This is a genomic window from Hymenobacter baengnokdamensis (genome assembly GCF_008728635.1).
Classification (GTDB): domain Bacteria; phylum Bacteroidota; class Bacteroidia; order Cytophagales; family Hymenobacteraceae; genus Hymenobacter; species Hymenobacter baengnokdamensis.
The window spans coordinates 476,106-496,191 of the sequence record NZ_CP044285.1 but is presented as its reverse complement, the minus strand read 5'-3'; the positions used below and the strand labels follow the sequence as shown (position 1 = coordinate 496,191).

14 protein-coding genes are annotated in these 20,086 nt (G+C 60.6%); 6 read left to right on the top strand and 8 right to left on the bottom strand.

Going from position 1 to position 20,086, the window contains the following annotated elements; genetic code table 11:
• The first annotated feature begins 313 nt into the window (after positions 1–313).
• Positions 314–694 (top strand): hypothetical protein, encoded by a 381-nt coding sequence (locus tag F6X24_RS02105; protein ID WP_151086183.1) that lies wholly within the window; start codon positions 314–316, stop codon positions 692–694.
• An 85-nt stretch (positions 695–779) separates the two neighbouring features.
• Here F6X24_RS02105 and F6X24_RS02100 read toward each other — a convergent pair whose 3' ends face one another.
• Positions 780–3,551, bottom strand: a complete 2,772-nt coding sequence (locus F6X24_RS02100; RefSeq protein ID WP_191906420.1) for a 4-alpha-glucanotransferase — start codon at positions 3,549–3,551, stop codon at positions 780–782.
• Positions 3,552–3,688: 137 nt separating this feature from the next.
• Between F6X24_RS02100 and F6X24_RS02095 the strand changes: the two genes are divergently transcribed.
• Positions 3,689–4,432, top strand: coding sequence for a hypothetical protein (locus tag F6X24_RS02095; protein ID WP_151086180.1), 744 nt, complete (start codon positions 3,689–3,691; stop codon positions 4,430–4,432).
• Between the two features lie 46 nt (positions 4,433–4,478).
• Here F6X24_RS02095 and F6X24_RS02090 read toward each other — a convergent pair whose 3' ends face one another.
• Positions 4,479–5,789: an amidohydrolase gene (locus tag F6X24_RS02090; protein ID WP_151086178.1), complete on the bottom strand. Its 1,311-nt coding sequence runs from the start codon at positions 5,787–5,789 to the stop codon at positions 4,479–4,481.
• Between the two features lie 169 nt (positions 5,790–5,958).
• Between F6X24_RS02090 and F6X24_RS02085 the strand changes: the two genes are divergently transcribed.
• Entirely contained in the window at positions 5,959–6,672 is a 714-nt protein-coding gene (locus F6X24_RS02085; protein ID WP_151086176.1) for a phosphatase PAP2-related protein, read from the top strand.
• A gap of 71 nt (positions 6,673–6,743) precedes the next feature.
• On the opposite strand, the gene F6X24_RS02080 is transcribed toward F6X24_RS02085, so the two are convergent.
• Entirely contained in the window at positions 6,744–8,162 is a 1,419-nt protein-coding gene (locus F6X24_RS02080; protein ID WP_151086174.1) for an MATE family efflux transporter, read from the bottom strand.
• 117 nt (positions 8,163–8,279) lie between these two features.
• Here F6X24_RS02080 and F6X24_RS02075 point away from each other — a divergent pair, with 117 nt between their 5' ends.
• Positions 8,280–10,061, top strand: a complete 1,782-nt coding sequence (locus F6X24_RS02075) for a glycoside hydrolase family 15 protein (protein WP_151086173.1) — start codon at positions 8,280–8,282, stop codon at positions 10,059–10,061.
• A gap of 62 nt (positions 10,062–10,123) precedes the next feature.
• Here the strand turns inward: F6X24_RS02075 and F6X24_RS02070 are convergent, their stop codons facing one another.
• The 4 genes from F6X24_RS02070 to F6X24_RS02055 form a co-directional block, all read right to left on the bottom strand.
• Positions 10,124–12,301: a bifunctional alpha,alpha-trehalose-phosphate synthase (UDP-forming)/trehalose-phosphatase gene (locus F6X24_RS02070; protein ID WP_151086171.1), complete on the bottom strand. Its 2,178-nt coding sequence runs from the start codon at positions 12,299–12,301 to the stop codon at positions 10,124–10,126.
• A gap of 172 nt (positions 12,302–12,473) precedes the next feature.
• Positions 12,474–13,007: a TetR/AcrR family transcriptional regulator gene (locus F6X24_RS02065; protein ID WP_151086169.1), complete on the bottom strand. Its 534-nt coding sequence runs from the start codon at positions 13,005–13,007 to the stop codon at positions 12,474–12,476.
• 850 nt (positions 13,008–13,857) lie between these two features.
• A complete protein-coding gene (locus F6X24_RS02060; protein ID WP_151086167.1) occupies positions 13,858–14,643 on the bottom strand; it encodes an SDR family NAD(P)-dependent oxidoreductase in 786 nt (261 codons plus the stop codon).
• An 84-nt stretch (positions 14,644–14,727) separates the two neighbouring features.
• Positions 14,728–15,543 (bottom strand): phytanoyl-CoA dioxygenase family protein, encoded by an 816-nt coding sequence (locus tag F6X24_RS02055; RefSeq protein WP_151086165.1) that lies wholly within the window; start codon positions 15,541–15,543, stop codon positions 14,728–14,730.
• Positions 15,544–15,866: 323 nt separating this feature from the next.
• Between F6X24_RS02055 and F6X24_RS02050 the strand changes: the two genes are divergently transcribed.
• Both F6X24_RS02050 and F6X24_RS02045 read left to right on the top strand, forming a co-directional pair.
• Positions 15,867–17,405, top strand: coding sequence for a hydroxymethylglutaryl-CoA reductase (locus tag F6X24_RS02050; protein WP_229725286.1), 1,539 nt, complete (start codon positions 15,867–15,869; stop codon positions 17,403–17,405).
• 62 nt (positions 17,406–17,467) lie between these two features.
• Entirely contained in the window at positions 17,468–18,199 is a 732-nt protein-coding gene (locus F6X24_RS02045; protein ID WP_151086162.1) for a hypothetical protein, read from the top strand.
• 13 nt (positions 18,200–18,212) lie between these two features.
• On the opposite strand, the gene F6X24_RS02040 is transcribed toward F6X24_RS02045, so the two are convergent.
• Positions 18,213–19,898: a S41 family peptidase gene (locus F6X24_RS02040; RefSeq protein ID WP_151086160.1), complete on the bottom strand. Its 1,686-nt coding sequence runs from the start codon at positions 19,896–19,898 to the stop codon at positions 18,213–18,215.
• Positions 19,899–20,086: the final 188 nt, after the last annotated feature.

Genomic DNA, 20,086 nt, shown 5'->3' with positions numbered 1-20,086 from the left:
GGCCTATTGGCGGACTAAAAGTCCGCGCTACTGTTCAGCGACTCTGAAAGCGCGCTGAGCTTAACTGCTATAGTAGTTTTCATCAGACTTGAGCGGGCTGCTGACTAAAAAGTAAGCTCATTGTCTGGTATTATTCGGAGTATTTTTAGTATATTAGCAGTGAGCTCAGTCAATTGGTATAGAGACAGGAAGCATGTTTTAAGTAAGCTAAGCGGCTTGGCTCAGTAGTAATTTCTGAAAAAACCAATGGGTTCGGGCACCACTTGCCCGTCGCGCTGGTTAAAAGTCATCCGCTCACTAATACTCTGCCGCTATGAAACTTTACTTATCGGGCTGGCTGCTGAGCAGCCTGCTGGCTGCCGCTCCGGTTGCTGCTGCGCCACACGTATGGACACTAGCCGGGCCACCGGCCGTAGCCGAAGAATTTGTACAGGCCTGCAATGCTCGCCTTGACCTTACTGATGAGCAGCGCACCGGCCTGCGGGCCTATCTGGAGCAGGAGATAGACTATATGGCCGTGCAAGCGGCCAACCACTCGGCGGCCGAAGTAGCCGAGCTAGTGCCCGCCGAGCGCGAGCAGCTTCAGCGCGTGGCGGGACACCTGCTTTCGCCGGGGCAGCTGCGCCAGTTTCGCGAGCTGGAAGCCACGCCTCGCATGCGCGAATACCTTAAAGAGATGTCGCTGGCCGATTAGACAGTGGCGACACTCCTGTAGATAGCTAAAAAGGCCACCCGTTTGGGTAGCCTTTTTAGTAGCGGAGCAAGCCCGTGCCGGGCGGCTAATACGCTGGGCCGCGCCCACTTTCCTGCACCAGCGCCCGCACGGGCTCATTGAAGCCCACGGCTTCTACCAGCTCTTCGAGAGGCAGGTGCAGGCGGTATTTCCAGAAGTGCTGGGGGTTGCTGGGCACGTTAATCTGCTCGTCGTGCGGGTTAGGGCGGCGCAGCTGCGTATCGATACCCAGAAAATCCTGGAGCGGAAAAATGGCCCACATGGCTGGCGAGTGCAGGTGCTGGGTCAGCACCTCGCGTACTACCCAGGGCTCGCAGTAGTAGGGCGCGAGCTGGCGCCAGTGGCCCAGCGTGGTTTCGAAGTAGCGCTGGGTGCGCACCCGGTCTTCTTCCCACCAGCCGCGCAGCGTGCTCATGTCGTGGCTGCCGGTGGTTACTACCGATAGGTACGGCGCATCAGCCGGGTGGCCAAACTCAGTAGCCGGGTTGGAGGGCATGCGCTGAATATTCAGGCCCAGAATACCGAGCTGGTGCATCACGCCGGGCACCGAGGCGGGCACCATGCCCAGGTCTTCGCCACAGATGAGCATGTCGGTGGCGTAGCGCACAGCCGGCAGCTTCACGAGGCCCTGCTCGCGCCAGAACTCCTCGTGGCGACGGAAGAAATAATCAACGTAGATGTCGTCGTAGAGCCGGCGGCGACTCTCGTCATCGGCCAGCTCGGCAAAGCTGGCGGTCTTATTCAGGGTAATGCGGGGGTGGTAGAAGTCGTTGTCGGCGGGCAGAAACAACACCTCGTTCACAAACTGATACAGGCCCGGCCGCACGCGCAGCAGGAATTCTCTGCGCTCGGGATGAGTTAATATATTATTTTCTGAATATTCTTCAATCTGCCGCTGGTTGGCTACGTGCGGCCGGAGCTGCAGCGCGCCATAGCTATCAGCCACCAGAAACTCGTCGAATACGGCCTGCGCGTCGGCGCCAAAAACCCGCTCCAGCAGGTGCCAGCGGATGTAGGGCTCACACAGGCGGCCGTAGTCAAACCAGCCCAGGCGGCGCTGAATCTCGTCGCGGTGCAGCGGCAGGGCAGGGGAAAAGTGGCCAAGCAGGCCCTCAACCGAGTTTTCGGGCATTTCCCAGATGCGGAAAAAGCCCAGAATGTGGTCGATACGCAGCGCGTCGAAGTAGCGGGCCAGGTGGCCGAGGCGCTCGCGCCACCACTGGTAGTTGTCCTGGGCCATGCGCTCCCAGTTGTAGGTCGGGAAGCGCCAGTTCTGGCCGGTGGTCGAGAAGTCGTCGGGCGGTGCCCCGGCCTGCTGGTCCATGTGGAATAGCTCGGGCTGGGTCCAGGCATCTACCGAGTGGCGGTAGATGCCGATGGGCAGGTCGCCTTTCAGCACCACGCCCCTGGCTCGGCCATAGTTTACGGCCGCGCGCAGCTGTTTATCGAGGTGAAACTGGGTAAAGAAATGCAGTCCAAACTCGTCGAAGTCAGCGCCCGCTTCGTTGGTCAGCTCGGCCAGACCGACCGGTGCCCGAAACTCGCGGGGCCACTGGTGAAAGTCGGCCGTGCCGAAGCGCTCGCGCAGCGCCGAGAATGCCGCGTAGGGGATAAGCCAGCTCGCCTGCTCGGCCTTGAAGGTGTGAAACTCAGGGTCGGCCAGGAACTTCTTTTTCTCCTGCTGGTAGAGGAGCTTGAGAAACTTCCACTTGCCATTCATCACAGCCTCGTAGTCCACAAAGTCTTTAGTATTCAGCTCCTCCCGCAGCCGGGTCAGCTCGGCGCGGGCGGCCTTGTCCTTGAGGTCGGCAATGCCTTCGAGGTGCAGGTACTGCGGGTGCAGCGCAAACACGGAGATGGCCGCGTAGGGATAGGAGTCGACCCAGGTATGCGTGGCCGTCGTATCATTGATGGGCAGAATCTGCACCAGGTTAAGGCCGGTTTTCTCGGCCCAGTCAATGAGCAGCTTCAGGTCGGAGAATTCCCCGACGCCCAGGCCCTTCTCGCTGCGCAGCGAGAACACGGGCATGGCCACGCCGGCCCCGCGCCAGGGTCCCGCGTGGTAGCGGAAGCCCTCATCAGCCAGCAGCGTGAGGGTGCCCGGCCGGGCGGTGCCAGCCGGCAGCACCCGGTCGTCGCCGGTTTCGAGCTGCACCACGGCGTGGCGCTCGGGGCTCCAGAAACCATACTTGTAGCGCAGCTCGGCTTCGGGGTTTTGCAGCACCAGCTCGGCCTGCCAGGCCGGAAAATTATTGTCTGACAGCAGCAGCGGCTGGGTATTATCCCAGTTGCCGAGGGCGGGGTCGGAGCCCAGCACGCACACCTGGTGGTGCGGGTCGACGCGGGGTGCCTCGAGCTGAAAGCGCACTGTAGCCGGGATGACCGCCGCTTTTTTGCCCTTGCCGGCGGCTTTTTTCACGACGGTAGCCGAGCCAATGCCGGGCTTAAAGGCCGGCCGCCGAAACAGCGCTTTGGTAAAAGCGGCCGTAAACAGCTCGTTATCTGCCTGCGCGGGCGCCCGCCAGAAATCGCGCACCTCCAGCTGCTGGTAGGGAGGCGTGGCCGGTAGTGGTAAGGCGCGGTTCGTGCCCCATTCCCACACTACCCCGCCACCCTCAAACAGTAGCACGTATTTATAGGCTACCTCGGTGGTAGTAGCCGGCACGGCCACTTCAGCACTCCAGTAGGTAGTTGCCTCGTCGTAGTGCAGCGGCAGGGAATGGGCTAAGTTCCAGAGGCCCAGGGCGGGCAGTGAGCCACATACCACCAGGCGCTGGCCAAAAGTGGTGCGGTAGGGCAGGGAAAAGCGAAGAGTCATATACGCAAACCAGTATGAGGGCCGCAAGATACTGCCCCGACGCCCTGAGCGGCTATGCGCCAACGGCCGGCTGGTGTCTGCCGTATGTGGCATTTCAGCCGCGCTCGGCTGGCTTTCTATTTCCTTTTCCCTCGCCCATGCGTCTTCTTCTGCTAAGTGTCCTGCTAGGGGCCAGCTTATCCAGCCTTGCGGCGCGGCCGCCGGGTTACCGGGCACCCCACCGCTACCTCACCCCGAGCAATCAGCCCTACCATCGCCAGCCGCTGCGGGTCAATTTTGGCTTGAACACGACCTACTACAACGGCGACGTTGCCAGCAGCTCGGCCGGCAATACCTACAAAATCGGTTATGGCATCGGCCTGGCACAAACCCTTAGTCCGCGCCTGACCCTTGCCATCGACTTGTCGTCGGTGCGCATGGCTGCCAAGGACGCTTTTCCGGAGCGGGGGTTTTCATTTAGCAGCCGAAATACCCTGCTCACCGGCCTGTTGCGCTATAATATATTTGCCGATAAAAGTCTGCTTATCGGCCCCGAGCATCAGGAAATGCCCGTGCTGCTCTTCGTGTCGGCCGGGGTAGGCGCGCTTCGCTACAACCCCAGTCCCGGCCAGTACGGCTTTCCGCTGGCACCCGAAGCGGGCTATACTACCTTCACGGGCCTGGCAGCAGTGCTGCCGGTGGGGGGCGGCGTCACGCTGCGTGCTTCACCCCACCTGGCCTTTACGGCCGAGGCGCTGTACTTCTTTACCAGTAGCGATATGCTCGATGGCATCAGCCAGCGCGGCAATCCCGATTCCAAAGACAGCTTTGCCACTGCCACTATAAAAATAGAGTATTCGCTATTTAAGCCGCACCCGAAGCCGCTTGTACACAACGACTAGCAGTCAGGCCGGAGCCGCCCCTGGTGAGCGGGCGGCCCCGGCCGCGTTACTTCTTGCTTAAGTAGTCGGCAGCCAGCGTAGCCAGGGTTTTTACGCCCAGGGGAAAGGCGCTCTCATCAACCTTAAAGCCGGCAGTGTGGTGGTCGGCTACGGTGGCGGGGTCGGTGCCCGGCGTCATGCCACCCAGAAATACGAACAGGCCCGGCACTTTCTCCTGGTAGCAGGCAAAGTCCTCGGCGCCGGTTACGGCCTTTATCTCTAGCACGTTGGCGGTGCCGGCGGTGCGCTGCAGGGTGGGCAGCATGCGCGCCGTGAGAGCTGGGTCGTTGAAGGTAACGGGCACGTAGGGCTCGATGCCTACCTCGGCGGTGGCGCCATTGGCGGCGGCAATCCCATTGGCCGTGCGCTTGATAGCCGCCCAGATGCGCTCCTGCGTGGCGGGGCTGAAGGCCCGGATGGTGCCGCTGAGCGTGGCATCGGGCGGAATTACGTTGTAGCGCACGCCCGCTTGTACGGTGCCTACGGTCACCACGGCGGCATCCTGGGTAAGGTCTACCTGGCGGCTCACAATGGTTTGGAGAGCCGTGATAATCTCGGCGGCCGTTACTACCGGGTCGATGCTGCTCCAGGGCTTGGCGCCGTGGCTGCCCTTGCCGATGACCTTAATGGTGAAGCGGTCAGAGCTGGCCATCTCGCCCCTGGGCCGGTAATTAATCTGCCCCACCGGGGCCGTGGCCCAGATGTGCAGCCCGAAGATGGCATCGACTTTGGGCTTATCCAGCACGCCTTCCTGCACCATCAGCTTGGCGCCGCCCATCACGCCGGGCAGCGAGCCTTCTTCAGCTGGCTGAAAGATGAATTTGACGGTGCCGGGCAGGTCTTTTTTTACCTGGCTAAGCACTTCGGCCGCCCCGAGCAGCATCGCCACGTGGGTATCATGGCCGCAGGCGTGCATCACGCCCACGGGCTGGCCCAGGTAAGTGCTTTTTACGGTAGAGGCGAAGGCCAGGCCGGTGGTTTCGGTGAGGGGCAGCCCATCCATGTCGGCGCGCAGGGCCACTACCGGGCCGGGCTTGCCCCCGCGCAGGATGCCTACCACGCCCGTGCGCGCCACGCCGGTTTGCACTTCGAGGCCCAGGCTTTTGAGCTGGGCGGCAATAAGCCCGGCGGTGCGGTGTTCTTCGTTGCCCAGCTCGGGGTGCTCGTGCAGGTCGCGCCGCCAGGCCACTACCTTAGGCTGCTCGGCATCGGCCAGCTTCGCAATGCGGGCATCCAGGGCCACGTTTTGGGCATAGGCACCGGGGGTAGCCAGCGCAAACCCAAGTCCCGCAAGAATAATAGGAGTAGCGTAGTTCATGGCGGCCAAGATACCGCTTCGGCCGTTGGTATTCGCACAACTACTTCGAAACATAACCGGCGGGCCACTTTGGCTACCTGGCCACTCATTAAGGAACTAGTAGCGCTAAGTACGCAGTTGGGCTTATTTTTGTCTGTTACGCCCCGCCCGCTCTTTCTAATTCGCTGTTATGCCTGCACTTCCCCTCGCTGCACCGCCCGCCTGCCCCGCCACCCCACAAGCGCCGCTACCTGTAGCTGACGCCTGGGGTCCGGCACTGGCCCGGCCCGCGTTCCGGGCGAGCTGGCTGGTACTGCTACTGCTGCTGTTTGGCGTGCTGGTGCCCCTGGTGCCGGGCTTTTTCTTCTATATCCAGCAGCGGCCGGGTACCGTACTTGCTGACCCGCTTTTAGCCTTGCTGCCGCGCCACAATGTAGCCACCCCGGTTTTTGTGCTGATGTACGGCGCCGTGCTGGCGGCCGTGGGCTGGCTTACGCGCCACCCGCTGCTGTTTTTGCGGGGGCTGTGGGGCTACTTTATCTTGCTGCTGCTGCGCCTTTTTACTATTTGGCTGGTGCCGCTGGCCCCGCCCCTCGACCTGCTGCCAATGCCCGACCCATTCACGGCGCAGCTGTTTCACACCACCGGCGGGCTGGCTATTACCAAGGATTTATTCTTCTCGGGCCATACGGCTACCGTGGCAATTCTGGCCCTGGCAGTGCGGGGCTACTGGTGGCGGCGGGTGCTGGCGCTGGTGGCGCTCTGCATTGGAGTGCTGGTGCTGGTGCAGCGCGTGCATTATACCTATGATGTGCTGGCCGCACCCCTGTTCGCCTGGTTTGCCTACTGGCTGGCCGGGCACCTGACCCGCCGCGCTACCCAGGCTCCGCTGCCGGTAAGGTAAGTTGCTGCTCGCTGGCTTCGCATGCGCTTGCGGGCCGCCTCCCGGCCTGGCCGGTGCAAAGCAGGAACGAACTACTCCGCTGCCGGCACAGCAGGCGCGGCCGCATCCGGGCGCTGGGGGTTGGCTAGGCGCGGCCGCTGCCAGTTGCCTTTCAGGTACCAGCTGCCCGCCACCAGCGCCGATAGCACGTTGGCTATCACAAACGACCACCATAGCCCGTGAAAGCCCAGCGCCGTGTGCTGCGATAAAAACCAGGCCACCGGGAACTGCAGGCCCCACACCCCGATTATCGTGAGCACCATGGCGCCCACCGTGTTGCCCGAGCCGCGCAGCGCCCCCGATATACATTGCTGCACGCCCGTAAAGCACAAGCTGAACACCGCGATGCGGACAAACTCGATGGCGTCGAGAGTTACCGCCTCATCGCCCTTCAGAAAGAAGCCTACCAGGGGCCCGGCGGCTAGCCAGCCAATGGCCCCAAGCAGCAGCAGGCCGACAAAGCTGATGGCGATGGCGTAGTTGGCCGTGCGCAGCGCCCTGGGTAGGTTGGCGGCTCCGATATTCTGGGCTACCAGCGTAGAGCAGGCCAGCGAAATACCCAGCGCCGGAATAATGCCCAGCGCCAGAATGCGCGACCCGATGCCATAGGTAGCCAATACTGTGGTGCCGAAAGCGGCCGCCAGCCCGGTGAGCATCGACAGCCCCAGCGCCCGCGCCGAAAGGTCGATGGAGGAGGGCAAGCCGAGCTTTACGGAGCGGCGCATGAGTGGAAAGTCGGGCACGAAGCCCTTGAAGCTGAGCTGGATGCCAGCCTTGCCGCGTAGCAGCACCGCCATGCCGATAACCACGCTCAGAAACTGCGTGCTAAGGGTAGCCACGGCTGCGCCGGCTACTCCAAAGGCCGGCACCGGCCCCCAGCCATAAATGAAGAGCGGGTCGAGCAAAAAGTTGAGCACCAGCGTTCCGATGTTGATGTACAACGGAATACGCACCTCGCCCACGCCCCGCATCAGGGCCTGAAACATGAGAAAGCCGAAGTTGAATACCAGCCCCAGCATCAGCACCCGCTGAAAGGAATTAGCCAGGTTGAATATATCGGGCCCCACGTTAAACAGCCGCAGAATAAGCGGCGAGGCTGCATAGGCCGCCACCGAAAGCACCAGCGCCAGGGCGGTTTCGAGCGCCAGTGACTGCGCCGCAATGTGGTTGACCATCTTCAGGTTGCGGGCGCCGTAGTTCTGCGCGACCAGCACGGAGCCGGCCACCGAAAAGCCCGAGCCCAGGGCCATCAGCAAAAAATTGATTGGAAAGCACACGGCCACGGCCGCTACCGCACCGGCCCCCAGCCGGCCAACCCAAAAGGCATCGACCAGTTGATAGCCGGTTTGCAGCAGGTTGCCAAATACAATGGGCAGCGCCAGGGTGAGCAGCGCTTTTAAAATAGAGCCTTCGGTGAGATTGGGGCGCGGGCGGGCGGCAGTAGGGTGCATATACCGCCCTGATACGTGCCTTTGGGTTGCATGGCCGTTCTAACCCCCGACAACCTCCGTGGCCCAAAGCAGGTACTAAGTCTTGTACCAGGCCGGCTCGCGTCGGCGATTCTTCTCATGACCAAACACACCTACGACATGGGCGTAGTCGGCAACTGTGCCTTCCTGGCGCTCATTGGCACCGACACGGCCGTGCGCTGGCTTTGCTGGCCCCGCTTCGACAGCAGCTTTGTAGTTGGCCCCTTGCTCGATGAGCAAAAAGGCGGTGAGTTCAGTATTCGTCCGGCAACGGCCTTTACATCGTCGCAGTACTATATTCAAAATACGAATGTGCTCTGCACCGAGATTACCACGGCCGAAGGCAGCTACCGCGTCACCGACTTTGCGCCGCGCTTTCTGCAGTATGAGCGCTACTACAAGCCGTTGATGCTCATTCGGAAAGTAGAGCCGCTGACCGGTGCGCCCCGCGTGCGGGTGGCGTGCCGGCCCGTGGGCGAGTACGGCCAGCTGGAGCTGACGCGCCGCCGCAGCTCCAACCACATTGCCTTTCTGGGGCTGGAAGAGGAAATTCGCCTCACCACCAATATCCCGCTCACCTACGTGCTCGATGAGGAGGATTTTGTGCTGAACGAAACCAAGTACCTCGTGCTCACCTACGGTGCGCCGCTCGAAGCCGCGCTGGAAAGTACGGCCGAGCGCTTCCTGACCGGCACGCTGGCTTACTGGCGCAGCTGGGTGAAAAGCACGAGTATCGGCAGCTTTAACCAAGAGCAGGTTATTCGCTCGGCGCTGGCGCTCAAGATTCACCAGTACGAAGACACGGGGGCTATTATCGCCGCCAGCACTACCAGCCTGCCCGAAGCGCCCGGCAGCACCCGCAACTGGGATTACCGCTTCTGCTGGATGCGCGATACCTACTACATCCTTACGGCCTTCAATAATATCGGGCATTCGGAGGAGCTGGAGCGGTACTTTCACTTCATTGCCAATATCTCGACCAAGGTCAAGGACAAGTTTCAGCCGCTCTACGGCATCGGGGGGCAGTCGGAGCTGACGGAGCGTGAGCTGCCGCTGGCCGGCTACCTGGGCAACCAGCCGGTACGCATCGGCAATGATGCCTACACGCATATTCAAAATGATGTATATGGCCAGGTATTGGTAGCCCTGCTGCCGCTCTACGTCGATTGTCGCTTTCAGGACCCCAGCCGCCAGGCCCCGCTGCCGCTGCTAGAAGAAGCCCTGCGCCTCATCGACACGACCATGGACCAGCCCGACGCCGGCCTGTGGGAGTTTCGGCACATTGCCCAAAAGCACTGCTATACTTATCTGTTTCACTGGGCCGGCAGCCAGGCAGCCCTGCGGGTGGCGCGCGCGCTGGGCAACCAGGCGCTGGAATCCAAGGCCAGCCGCCTGCTGCAAGTGGCCCAGCAGCACCTCGAAGCCTGCTTCGACAGCAGTCGGGGCGTGTACACCAACGCCATCGGCTCGTCCAACCTGGATGCCAGCACCATCCAGCTCATTACCATGGGCTACCTCGACCCGGCTTCGGAAAAGGCTCGCCACCACCTGGTAGAGCTGGAAAAGGAGTTGAAAACCCCCGAAGGGCTGTTTTACCGCTACCGGCACCCCGACGACTTTGGTACGCCCGAGACTACCTTCCTTATCTGCTCCTTTTGGTACGTGGAGGCGCTGGCCTGCGTGGGCCGCCTCGACGAGGCCATCCGGGAGTTTGAGCAGCTTATTACCTACACCAATCACCTTGGCCTGCTGAGCGAAGATGTAGATGCCAGAACGGGTTCGCAGTGGGGAAACTTCCCGCAGGCCTACAGCCACGTCGGCCTGGTGAATGCGGCATATCGCATTGCCAAAAAACTCGATAAGCCAAGTTTTGTGGCATAAAGAACGCTTCGGACCGGCTGTTAGCCTAAATTCCTCCGCGCTTGCAGCAGGCGCGGAAGAATTCAGGCTAACAGCTGGCGCAGCAGCTGCCGTGCCTCCGCGGGCGAGGCGATATTGAACCTTGCCAGTGAGCGCACCCCGTGGCCGACCCGCACCGAGTAAGCTTCGGGCGGCAGCACCCGAAACGTATCCTCATCGGTGCGGTCATCGCCGAGGGCCAGTATAAAATCGGGCGCGTACTGCGTTAGCCACCGGGCCGCGGCATTGCCTTTGTTAATGCCGGCGTTCTTGATTTCCAATACCTTATTGCCCTCCAGCACTTGCAGGTCGGTGTTGGCAGTCATAAACGAGAGGTGGCTCAGCAGCTCGCGGGCCCGTACCTCGGCCAGGCCCGCATCGGCCCGGCGGTAATGCCACACCAGCGAATAGTCCTTCTCCTCAATAAAGGAGCCGGCCGTGCGGGCTACGTACAGCTCAAGCACGGGGCGCAGCTCGCGCTTCCACTCGTTGCGCAGCTGTTGGTAGAGCTGCCAGTCTTCGCCCGCCGCGCGCAGCCATATACCATGCTCGGCAATAAAATCGAGGGGCAGGTCGCCGAGCCATTTCTCCAGCGTGCCCCGGTCGCGCCCACTGATGATAACCACCCGCGTATTTGGCAGTCCGGCCAGGTCCTGGAGCAGCTTGCGCAGCTCCGCGCCCGGCTCGGCCCGCTGCGGATTAGCCTGAAATGCGACCAAAGTGCCATCGTAGTCGAGCAGTAGCAGGCGCTGGCAGGCGGCCCGAAAGTCGGCCAGTAGCTGTGCGGTAGCCGGGCTGGTCAGCATTTCGGGCGCCAGGGTCTGCTGCTTCATCTTGGTATAAGCCAGCTGGTTCATAAACAGCTTCGCCCACGAAAAAACGTTGTAGCGCTTCACCAGGGCCTGCATGGCGCTCATGCGCGTAGTCTGCTCCTCTTCGGGCATTACCAGCGCCTCGTGCATGGCTTCGGCCAGCTGGCTTAAGTCGGTGGGGTTAATGATGAGCGCATCCGATAGCTCACGGGCCGCCCCGGCCCGCTCGCTCAGAATCAGTACTCCGCGCTGGTCGAGCTTGCTGGCCACGTACTCTTTCGCCACCAGGTTCATGCCATCGCGCATGGGCGTTACCAAGGCTACTTCCGCCAGCCGGTAGAGGGCCGCCAGCTCCTCAGTAGGCAGCGAGCGGTAAAAATACGATATCGGATTCCAGCCGATAGTGCGGTACTGCGCGTTGAGCCGGCCTACCAGCTCATCAATCTCTTCCTTAAGCGCAGCGTACTGGGCCACTTGGTCGCGCGAGGGTACCACCAGCATGACCAGGCACACTTTTTCGCGCCACTCGGGGTAGCGCTGCAACAGCAGGTCGAAGGCCCGCAGGCGCTGCGCTATCCCCTTGGTGTAGTCGAGGCGGTCGATAGACAGGATAATGCGGGTGTCGCGCAGGGCCTCCCGATACACGGCCTCGTGGGCCTTCGCTTCTTCGGAGGCGGCCGCCTGGGCGTAGCGCTCGTAGTCGATACCCATCGGAAACGCATCGACCCGCACCGAGCGGGTAGGGGTTTCAATCTGCCCGTTCTGCGCCGGCAAACCCAGTAGGTGCGATACCGCGCTCAGAAAGTGCCGCATGTAGCCGAAGGTGTGAAACCCGATAAGGTCGGCCCCCAGCATACCGCGCAGCAGCTCGGTACGCCAGGGCAGCACCCGTATCAGCTCCTGCGACGGAAACGGGATATGCAGAAAAAAACCAATCGATGCCTCGGGCCGCGCCTGGCGCAGCAGCTCCGGCAGCAGCAGCAGCTGGTAATCGTGCACCCAGATAGTATCGTCGGGGCCAGCCTCGGCCAATACGGCGGCGCAAAATTTCTGATTGACAGCAACATACGCGTCCCAGTGCGCTTGCTGGTAGGTAGCAAACTCGCTGAAATAGTGGAAGGTAGGCCACAGCGTAGAGTTGCTGAAGCCTTCGTAGAAGTCATGAATCTCGGCTTCGGTCAAAAATACCGGGGCCATATTGTCGGCCCGCAGCTCTTCGCGGATGTGCGTTTCCTCACCCTCATCCTGCCCAAAAAGCCCCGGCCAGCCAACCCATAAATTGTCGCCCTGGCGGTAGATAGACCCCAGCCCCGTCGCCAGCCCGCCTTCACTGGGCTGAAACGTGAGGCCTTCGTCGGTGCGCTGGACTTTAGTAGGCAGGCGATTAGAGACAATTATGGTACGCGACATAGGCCAAAACAAGCTGGTAAGTCTGTACAGGTACGGAGTATTTCACCAAAAAGCCATGTTATAATGGGTTGCCCTGGGCCAACTGCTGCTGAGCCAGCCCCAAATAGCCGTTTATAGCAGAGGTCAGTTTGGGCTCCCTCGCTTAGCTGAATTTCTATTTCCCTCGCCAGACTCAGCGCTGCACCTCGTATTTGCGCTTGATAAAGTCCAGCATTTCCCGCACATGCTCGTCGGTTTTGTTGGCTTCAATTTTCCACAGGGCCTCAATCAGTAGCAGCAGCAGGCGGGTTTCCTTTTCGGGCTCCGGGTAGCCCAACTGCTCAAACGCAGCTTGCAGGCGGGCAGGCACCGGGCGCATAAATCGCTCGTGCTGCTGTTGGGCCATTTCGCGGTCGGCCAGGCGGTATTGCAGCTTCCAGAAATGTGGCTCCTCCAGCACCAGCTTATAAGGCAGGTCGATAACGCTGTGAATAAACGTGAGCGGGTCAAGCTCGGCCAGGCCCCCGCGGTTGTGCTCGATAATGCGCTGGTAGCCGCTCTTGATAATGAAGTCGAGCAGCTGCTCCTTCGAGCCAAAATGCTTAAAGATAAGCGCCTCCGAAACCCCCGCAGCCTTGGCAATCTGCTGGGTAGAGGTATTTTCAAAGCCCTTATCGCCAAATAGTTGCAGCGCCACATTGGCAATATGTTGGCGGCGGGTAATCATAACGAGGCAGGGTGGGTAGGGCAGCGCCAGCTGGCAATAATAGTAGCAAGATAAAGGGCAAAGTTCGGGGATAGCTGCCGCAAAAGCTGCTTACTGTGCCGCTTTATTCGGGCTGGCAGCAGTTAGCATACTGGCTCCCAAAAAGAAACCGGCCGATTTGGGAGCTCCAAATCGGCCGGTTGAAAAACTTTCAGATGCTGCCAGGCCGGGGCGGGGCAGCGCTACAAAACCAGACGGGGTGGGACGACGGCTGGAGTACTCAGAGTGTGATTCTAAACCAGCTGGGGTGGGACGACAGCCGGGCAACGAGAGTGTGAAGTGAGTCAGCCGGGGTGGGACAACGGCTGGCTGCTAGTGTGGTAACGAGTAGGCTATCAGCTGACCGGGTGGGGCTCGCCAGCTGATAGCGGGAGCAATATTACAACAAAAAAACAAATCCTGGTAAGTGTTAGCTCACTGGGCAGTGGTGAGTGGATACTCACCACTCTGATTTGTTTGTAATTATTTGATAGTCAAGATTAAAATATTATGTGTAAAATTTTGTCATTTTGTAAAAATCCTCAATGAACAACTTTTTGTCTCTTGCACTGCCCACAAAGGTTTGGGGAGGTTTTTAAGCAGCCGCGCTACGTTAACCGGCCGTTGAAAGGCGCTAGTGGGGTGGGTAGCAGGGTAGAGCACTGAAAAAACTTTGCTTGCACCTTCCGGACACGGCCACTCGGGCAAAGCGCTAAAAAAGCGGGGGCCTACCTGCTGTTACCTGTCTTGCTACTGCCAAAACCCGGAACCCGCCAGGTAGCGCGGGGCTGCCTGGCGGGTTCTGGGTCTATATCATAGGATAATTAATATATTATAGATACTTCTCGTAAATGCCGGCGGCAATTTTTTCGACGATGGGCTTTGGCACTACGCTGGTGAGGCCAGCCGATACTTTATTGAGCATCCCCGGAATAAACTCGGCCTTACCGGCAAACAGTGCTTTTAAGCCGGCCTCGGCTACCTGGTCGGCAGTCATGGAAACCTTGTTGGCCACGGCTTGCAGCTCGGTGCCCATCCCGGCGCGATTGCCAAAATCGGTAGTAGTAGCACCGGGACTGAGACAGGTCACGCCGATGGCCGTGTCTTTGAGCTCATAGCGCAGGCCCCGGCTGAAGCTTAGCAGAAAGGCTTTGCTGGCCGCGTACAACGTTAGGGAGGGCACCGCCTGGTAGGCCGCTGTGCTGGCCACATTCAGAATAAAGCCCCGCTCGGCCTGATGCAGCAGCGGCAGCAGCGCATAGGTAAGCTGCACCGGCAGGGTGAGGTTGAGCTGCAGCATATTCAGCTGCTCTTCGAGGTTGAGCTGCTCGAAGCGGCCCCACAGGCCGTAGCCGGCGTTGTTGACGAGCACTGCCAGCCCATCGGGCGACTGCTGGGCAACCCAGGTAGCTACCCGGACCGCCGCTTCGGGCTGGGTAAGGTCAAGGGCCAGGACCTGGGCCTGCCGCTGATGGCGGGCCTGCACTTCCTGAGCCAGCGCCCGCAGCTGGTCGCCGGAGCGGGCTATCAGCAGCAGGTCGTAGCCGCGCCGCGCCAGGCCCAGCGCCAGCGCCCGGCCAATACCGCGTGAGGCACCGGTGATAAGTGCAGTTGCCATAAAGTGAAGTATGAAATAAGACGGAACAAAAAAGAACGTCATGCCGAGGTTATCGCAGCATGACGTTCTTCGGGCTATGAGTAGCTACTTAACCAGGTGCAGGAAGCGCAGGTAGAAAGGGGTAGGGCTTTCATTGCTTTTGGGCTGGTACTTGCCGCCGATAATGGGCACGTACATCACCCGGCGACGCGATTCGGGGCCTACCAGCGGCGACTGCGCCACGCGGTGCCACATGCGGCCATCGTGCACGGTGAGGTCGCCGGGCTCGGTTTCGACGGCTATCTCGTTGGGGTCGTAATACACGTCTTTGTAGTACTTCTTGCGAAACAGCATCTTGCCCAGGCTCTGGCGATGCGTGCCCGGAATAATGCGCAGGCCGCCGTTGGTGGCCTTGGTGCCATCGAGGTGCAGGCCCACGTTGAGCATGGGCCGGATGCGCTTGCCGTAAAACACATCGCGCAGCGAGTCGGTGTGCCAGCCCATCTGGCTAAACTCGGAGCCCTCGACGTTTACGTAGTGATTGACTACCAGCCCATCGCGCTCGTTTTCGCCCACGCGGCCATCCGAAGATTCCAGCAGCGGAAACAGCGCCTCAAAGCGGGGGTCTTGCAGCAGCTCGTGCAGCACCGGGCTGTGCTGCGAGGCAAAGGCAAAGCGCTGCACAATGGGCGAGCCATCCACATCCTTGCCATACTTAATAGGTACCCCGTTTACTTTGTCGACATTTTGCGCCAGCCAGGTAGCCTGAATATCCTGCGTAGCTTTCAAATACGCCTGCACCTGCTCGGGCGAAGCGAATGGCCGGAAATGCAAAAACCCATACTTCGAGAAAAAGGCCCGTTGCTCGGCCGTTAGCTCCTGGCCAAGCGTAAAGCGCGGATACTCAGATAAAGATGCCATAGAAAAGAAGCTGGCGGAAATAACTCCCGACTCGCCCTGGGATTTAAATGAAAGGGCAAAGATACGGTAACAGGTAGTGGGCTGAAATGAATAGACGGATTCTAGCTGCCGGCATGCGGCCAATAACCACGCCGCCCGCACCGAAGTTTGGGCCGGAAGTCAGTTTTTAGTGGTCGCTGCCTATCTTTTCGCACCTTATCGCGTTGCGGACGCTGTCATTACGTACTACCGGCGCAATCGACTGGGTTTTCCGGCGCCGGCGCTTTCCCGTTCTCTTTCCGCCTTATTTCCTTACCCTGCTCATGGTTTTCACGCCCAGCCCCATGCTTCTGAAACTGCTTTACAACCGGGGCAGCCTGCACAACCTGCCCGAGGGCCGGGGGGTGGCATTCAGTATCAAAAATCGCCTCGATACGGTGCGGCTGACGGGGCTGAAGCAGGTGAAAATAGGGGAGGTGGTAGTGCTGGATACCCGTATTCAACTCGACCTGGGCAACGGAGACCTGCGGGCCGGTACCGCGCTTGACGCTGACAAGCAGGCAATTGAGCTGCCGGTGGGACGCACTATCACGTTTGTGCTCGACATGCCCGCCCTGCCCGAGGGTATGCACCAGCTCCGGGCACAATTCAGTACCGATGTCTTTGGCGAGCTGAGTGTGGAGGTCGAAGATGCCATTGTGAGCCACGATGGCCGGGTCCGCATTCCGCGCTCGGAAGACGACGACTACGCCGAAACGGCCATTACGGCCCGGCAGCAATTTGCCGAGCAGTTTACGCAGCAGGAGTTTCACCACTTAAAAAACTATTCTTTCGACCCGCAGCAGCTCAAGGGTAATTGCGAGCACTTTGTCGGAGTAGCGCAGGTGCCAATTGGCCTGGCTGGTCCGCTCCACATCAATGGCGAGCATGCTCAGGGCGAGTTTCTTATCCCGATGGCAACCACCGAAGGCACGTTAGTGGCCAGCTACAACCGGGGCATGCAGGTGCTTAATCTGTGCGGCGGCGTCAAATGCACCGTTATCGGCGATGCTATGCAGCGGGCTCCGGTATTTGTGTTCGATGATGCGCGCGGGGCCCGTGACTTCGGCCGCTGGGTGGCCGAAAGCCTGGAGCAGATTCGGCCCCAGGCCGAAAGTACATCCAGTGTTGCAAAATTACAGTATATTGATACTTATTTAAGTAATAAGTTTGCGTACCTGCGCTTCAACTTCTCGACCGGCGACGCGGCCGGGCAGAACATGGTGGGCCGGGCCACGTTTGCGGCCTGCTCCTGGATTCTGGAACAGTATAAGGGCGCGCCGATTCGAAATTTTTACCTCGAATCTAACTTTGCTACCGACAAGAAAGCCAGTCAGATAAACATTATGCGCACGCGGGGCAAGCGCGTGGTAGCCGAGGCAGTTATCAAGCGCGAGGTGTTGCAGCAGCGCATGCGCGTGACGCCCGAGCAGCTGGCCTACCACGGCCAGGTAAGCAACGTAGGCGCGTTCTTATCGGGGGCCAACAACAACGGGGCGCACTCAGCCAATGGCATCACGGCGCTGTTTATCGCCACGGGCCAGGATGTAGCGAACGTGAGCGAGTCGTCGGCCGGGGTATTATACTCGGAAGTGACGAAGGAAGGCGATTTATACATCAACATCACTATTCCGTCGCTCATTGTAGCCACTCACGGGGGCGGCACCGGCCTGGCTACCCAAAACGAATGCCTGCGCATGCTGGGCTGCGTGGGCCGGGGCACGGTCTACAAGTTTGCCGAGATAGTGGCGGGGGTAGTGCTGGCCGGCGAGCTGAGCCTGGGAGCGGCCATATCGAGTAGCGACTGGGTCAGCAGCCACGAGCAATATGGGCGTAATCGCTAGCAGCAATGGCGAATAGGCGCGCTTATATTTGGTGGCTCTATTCCCAACCCCTTGTGCGCCCGATGAAAACACCCCTACTTACTTTACTGGTTATCGGCCTGTCGCTGGCGGCCCGGGCACAGGCCGGCCGCGCCGCTGACCCCGGCCGTGCCCTCTACCGCGAGGCCAATACCCCGGCAGCCGCCCATCACCTGCGCGCCGAAACCAGCCTGCACGAAAGCGAATACCTGAACAAGGGTGCGTACAAAGTCGGCTACCTGCGCCTGCTCGACGGCCGGCGCGTGCTGCTGCCCGGCCTGCGCTACCACGTAGGCCAGCGCGTAGTGCAGGTGCAGGATTCGATGCAGGCCGATAGCACGCACTACTGGCCGCTGGCCGCCGTGCGGGGCTTCGACCTGGGAGCCGAAGACGAAGCGCCTCTTTCGGCGGGGCAGGGTGCCTCGGTGCCGGCCGTGCGCCGCTACCGCGCCCGCCTGGTGCAGGAAGGCAAGCTCGGTACCCGCCGCGAAGCGGTAGAAGTACTCACCTCTATCGACTCGGGGCCGCTGCTGCTGGCCTGGCTGCCAACGGTAGCCGAAGGGAGCCTGAGCCAGGTGCTGGTGGCCGGCATCGGCACGCCCGTGACCGAGGTGCTGCGCCCGCTCGAGCTTACGCAGCCGGCCGTGCTTCACCTCTGTAGCAGCCGTGCCGATGAAGTGCGCTCGTTTGCCACCAGTCGGCACCTGCGCTACGACCAGCCCACCGAGGTAGCCAAAATGCTGGATTACTACAACCGGATAGCTGTAGCAAAATAACGCCTAGCTGCCGTTACTTGCCCTGCAACGCCAGCATTGCCGTGCTATCCTGCACTACGTGCAGGGCCTGCTGCAGCTCCAGGTCATTGTCGAGCAGGATGGTGCGGGCGGCTTCGACGCCATAGGCACTGCGCGCAATGCTGGCCTTGAGGCAGTTACGCAGAGCGGGAGCGCAGCGCCGCATAGCGCCTGGGTCGGGCCGCATACCCGCCAGGGCTGCCTGCCGCGTAAGGGCATCCAGCTCGGTATCGGTGATGCGAAACACTGCCTGGTACTGGGCAAAGCGCAAGCCGGCCAGCTCAGCCTTATGCTGCTGGTAAAAAGAGAGCGCATACGCCCGCAGCACGCCCAGGCTTTGGAGGCGGGTGTAGTAAGCTGAGTGCAGCAACGTATCGCGGGCCACGAATATATCGGGCATGATGCCTCCGCCCCCGTACACAACCCGGCCGTGGTCGGTACGGAAGCGCTGCTCGGTAGCAAAGTGTACGCTATCGGCCGAGCTCAGCTCGCCGCGCTGCTGGCGCTCGGTCAGCTCGCGGTTGTAGGTGGCCCGGTCGGGGCCGTAGGGCTTCTGAATGCAGCGGCCTACGGGCGTATAGTAGCGGGCCACCGTCAGGCGCAGCTCGCCGCCATCCTGCAGCGGAATGGGCTGCTGCACCAGGCCCTTGCCGAAAGTGCGGCGACCCACCAGCAAAGCGCGGTCATGGTCTTGCAATGCCCCGGCCAGCACTTCGGCCGCCGAAGCACTGTTTTCGTCTACCAGCACCACCAGGGGGTTCTGCTCCCAGTCGCCGGCTACGTGGGCGTAGGTTTGGGTAGCAAACTGCTCATCCTTACCGGCCGTATACACAATCTTGCGCGAGCCGGCAATAAACTCGTCGGCCAGGCGGGTGGCACGGTCGAGGTAGCCGCCGGGGTTGCCGCGCAAATCCAGTATCAGGCGTTTCAGGCCCTGGTGCTGCAAGTCGGCAAGCTGGGCTTTAAACTCTTCGTACGTATTGGTGGCAAATCGGTTAACTTTAATATAGCCTGTTTTGCCATCTTCCAGCAGCATACCTGGCTCAACCGACACATTCGGCACGCGCCCCCGGTTGAAGTGAAAGCTCTGCGGCTGCGCTTGGTGTGGCCGGGCCACCAGTAGGTTGAGGCTGCTGCCCCGGGGGCCACGCAAGAGCTGCATCAGCTGATTGGTGCTCAGGTGGGCGCCGGCCACCGGGGCAGCGCCTACGCGCAAAAGCTGGTCGCCGGGAAGCAGCCCGGCCGCCTCGGCCGGGCCGCCGGGCAGGGTAGAGACAACGGTGGCCGTATCCCGGAAAAAGTTAAAATCGACTCCGGCCCCGTCGAAGCTGCTTTGCAGAAAAGCGTCGACCTGCTCGCGGTCTTTGGCCGGGATATACACCGAGTGCGGGTCGAGCCTGCCCAGCAGTTGCGCTACGGCGTAGTTGGTCAGCCCGTCGGCATCGACCGAATCGACATAATCGCGGTCGATGTAGCTCAGAATCTCCTTGTAGCGCAGGTAGCCGCGCGCGGTGGCATCGGGGTTTTCGGTATGAGGACGAAACGGATTGGTACCCAGAATGATACCCAGGCCCAGCGTAAGCACTGGCAACAGCAATACATAATGCCGAGCCCGGCCTCGGCGAGCCGGTGCCGGGGCAGCAGAAGAAACATCGCCGGGCGATGGTAGCGGGGCAGGCATAAGCGAATCCGCAGAGCGTAGAATTTTAAGTCAGCCCGAACAAAAGCCAACTACTAATTCAAATTTACCGCTCGCTTAGCACAACTATTTCATAACCACGGCCAATAGGCGCATATTCAGGATAAGCCCACACATTTTCTGGTTAAAAGCCAATTTCATGACCTTAGGAAATAGTCGGGCAGGCTTAG

What these genes read in the sequence shown, in the direction of transcription:
- F6X24_RS02105 (WP_151086183.1), top strand. Translation starts at nt 314, where the DNA reads ATGAAACTTTACTTATCGGGCTGGCTGCTGAGCAGCCTGCTGGCTGCC.
- F6X24_RS02100 (WP_191906420.1), bottom strand. Translation starts at nt 3,551, where the DNA reads ATGACTCTTCGCTTTTCCCTGCCCTACCGCACCACTTTTGGCCAGCGC.
- F6X24_RS02075 (WP_151086173.1), top strand. Translation starts at nt 8,280, where the DNA reads ATGACCAAACACACCTACGACATGGGCGTAGTCGGCAACTGTGCCTTC.
- F6X24_RS02090 (WP_151086178.1), bottom strand. Translation starts at nt 5,789, where the DNA reads ATGAACTACGCTACTCCTATTATTCTTGCGGGACTTGGGTTTGCGCTG.
- F6X24_RS02070 (WP_151086171.1), bottom strand. Translation starts at nt 12,301, where the DNA reads ATGTCGCGTACCATAATTGTCTCTAATCGCCTGCCTACTAAAGTCCAG.
- F6X24_RS02055 (WP_151086165.1), bottom strand. Translation starts at nt 15,543, where the DNA reads ATGGCATCTTTATCTGAGTATCCGCGCTTTACGCTTGGCCAGGAGCTA.
- F6X24_RS02060 (WP_151086167.1), bottom strand. Translation starts at nt 14,643, where the DNA reads ATGGCAACTGCACTTATCACCGGTGCCTCACGCGGTATTGGCCGGGCG.
- F6X24_RS02040 (WP_151086160.1), bottom strand. Translation starts at nt 19,898, where the DNA reads ATGCCTGCCCCGCTACCATCGCCCGGCGATGTTTCTTCTGCTGCCCCG.
- F6X24_RS02080 (WP_151086174.1), bottom strand. Translation starts at nt 8,162, where the DNA reads ATGCACCCTACTGCCGCCCGCCCGCGCCCCAATCTCACCGAAGGCTCT.
- F6X24_RS02050 (WP_229725286.1), top strand. Translation starts at nt 15,867, where the DNA reads ATGCTTCTGAAACTGCTTTACAACCGGGGCAGCCTGCACAACCTGCCC.
- F6X24_RS02095 (WP_151086180.1), top strand. Translation starts at nt 3,689, where the DNA reads ATGCGTCTTCTTCTGCTAAGTGTCCTGCTAGGGGCCAGCTTATCCAGC.
- F6X24_RS02045 (WP_151086162.1), top strand. Translation starts at nt 17,468, where the DNA reads ATGAAAACACCCCTACTTACTTTACTGGTTATCGGCCTGTCGCTGGCG.
- F6X24_RS02065 (WP_151086169.1), bottom strand. Translation starts at nt 13,007, where the DNA reads ATGATTACCCGCCGCCAACATATTGCCAATGTGGCGCTGCAACTATTT.
- F6X24_RS02085 (WP_151086176.1), top strand. Translation starts at nt 5,959, where the DNA reads ATGCCTGCACTTCCCCTCGCTGCACCGCCCGCCTGCCCCGCCACCCCA.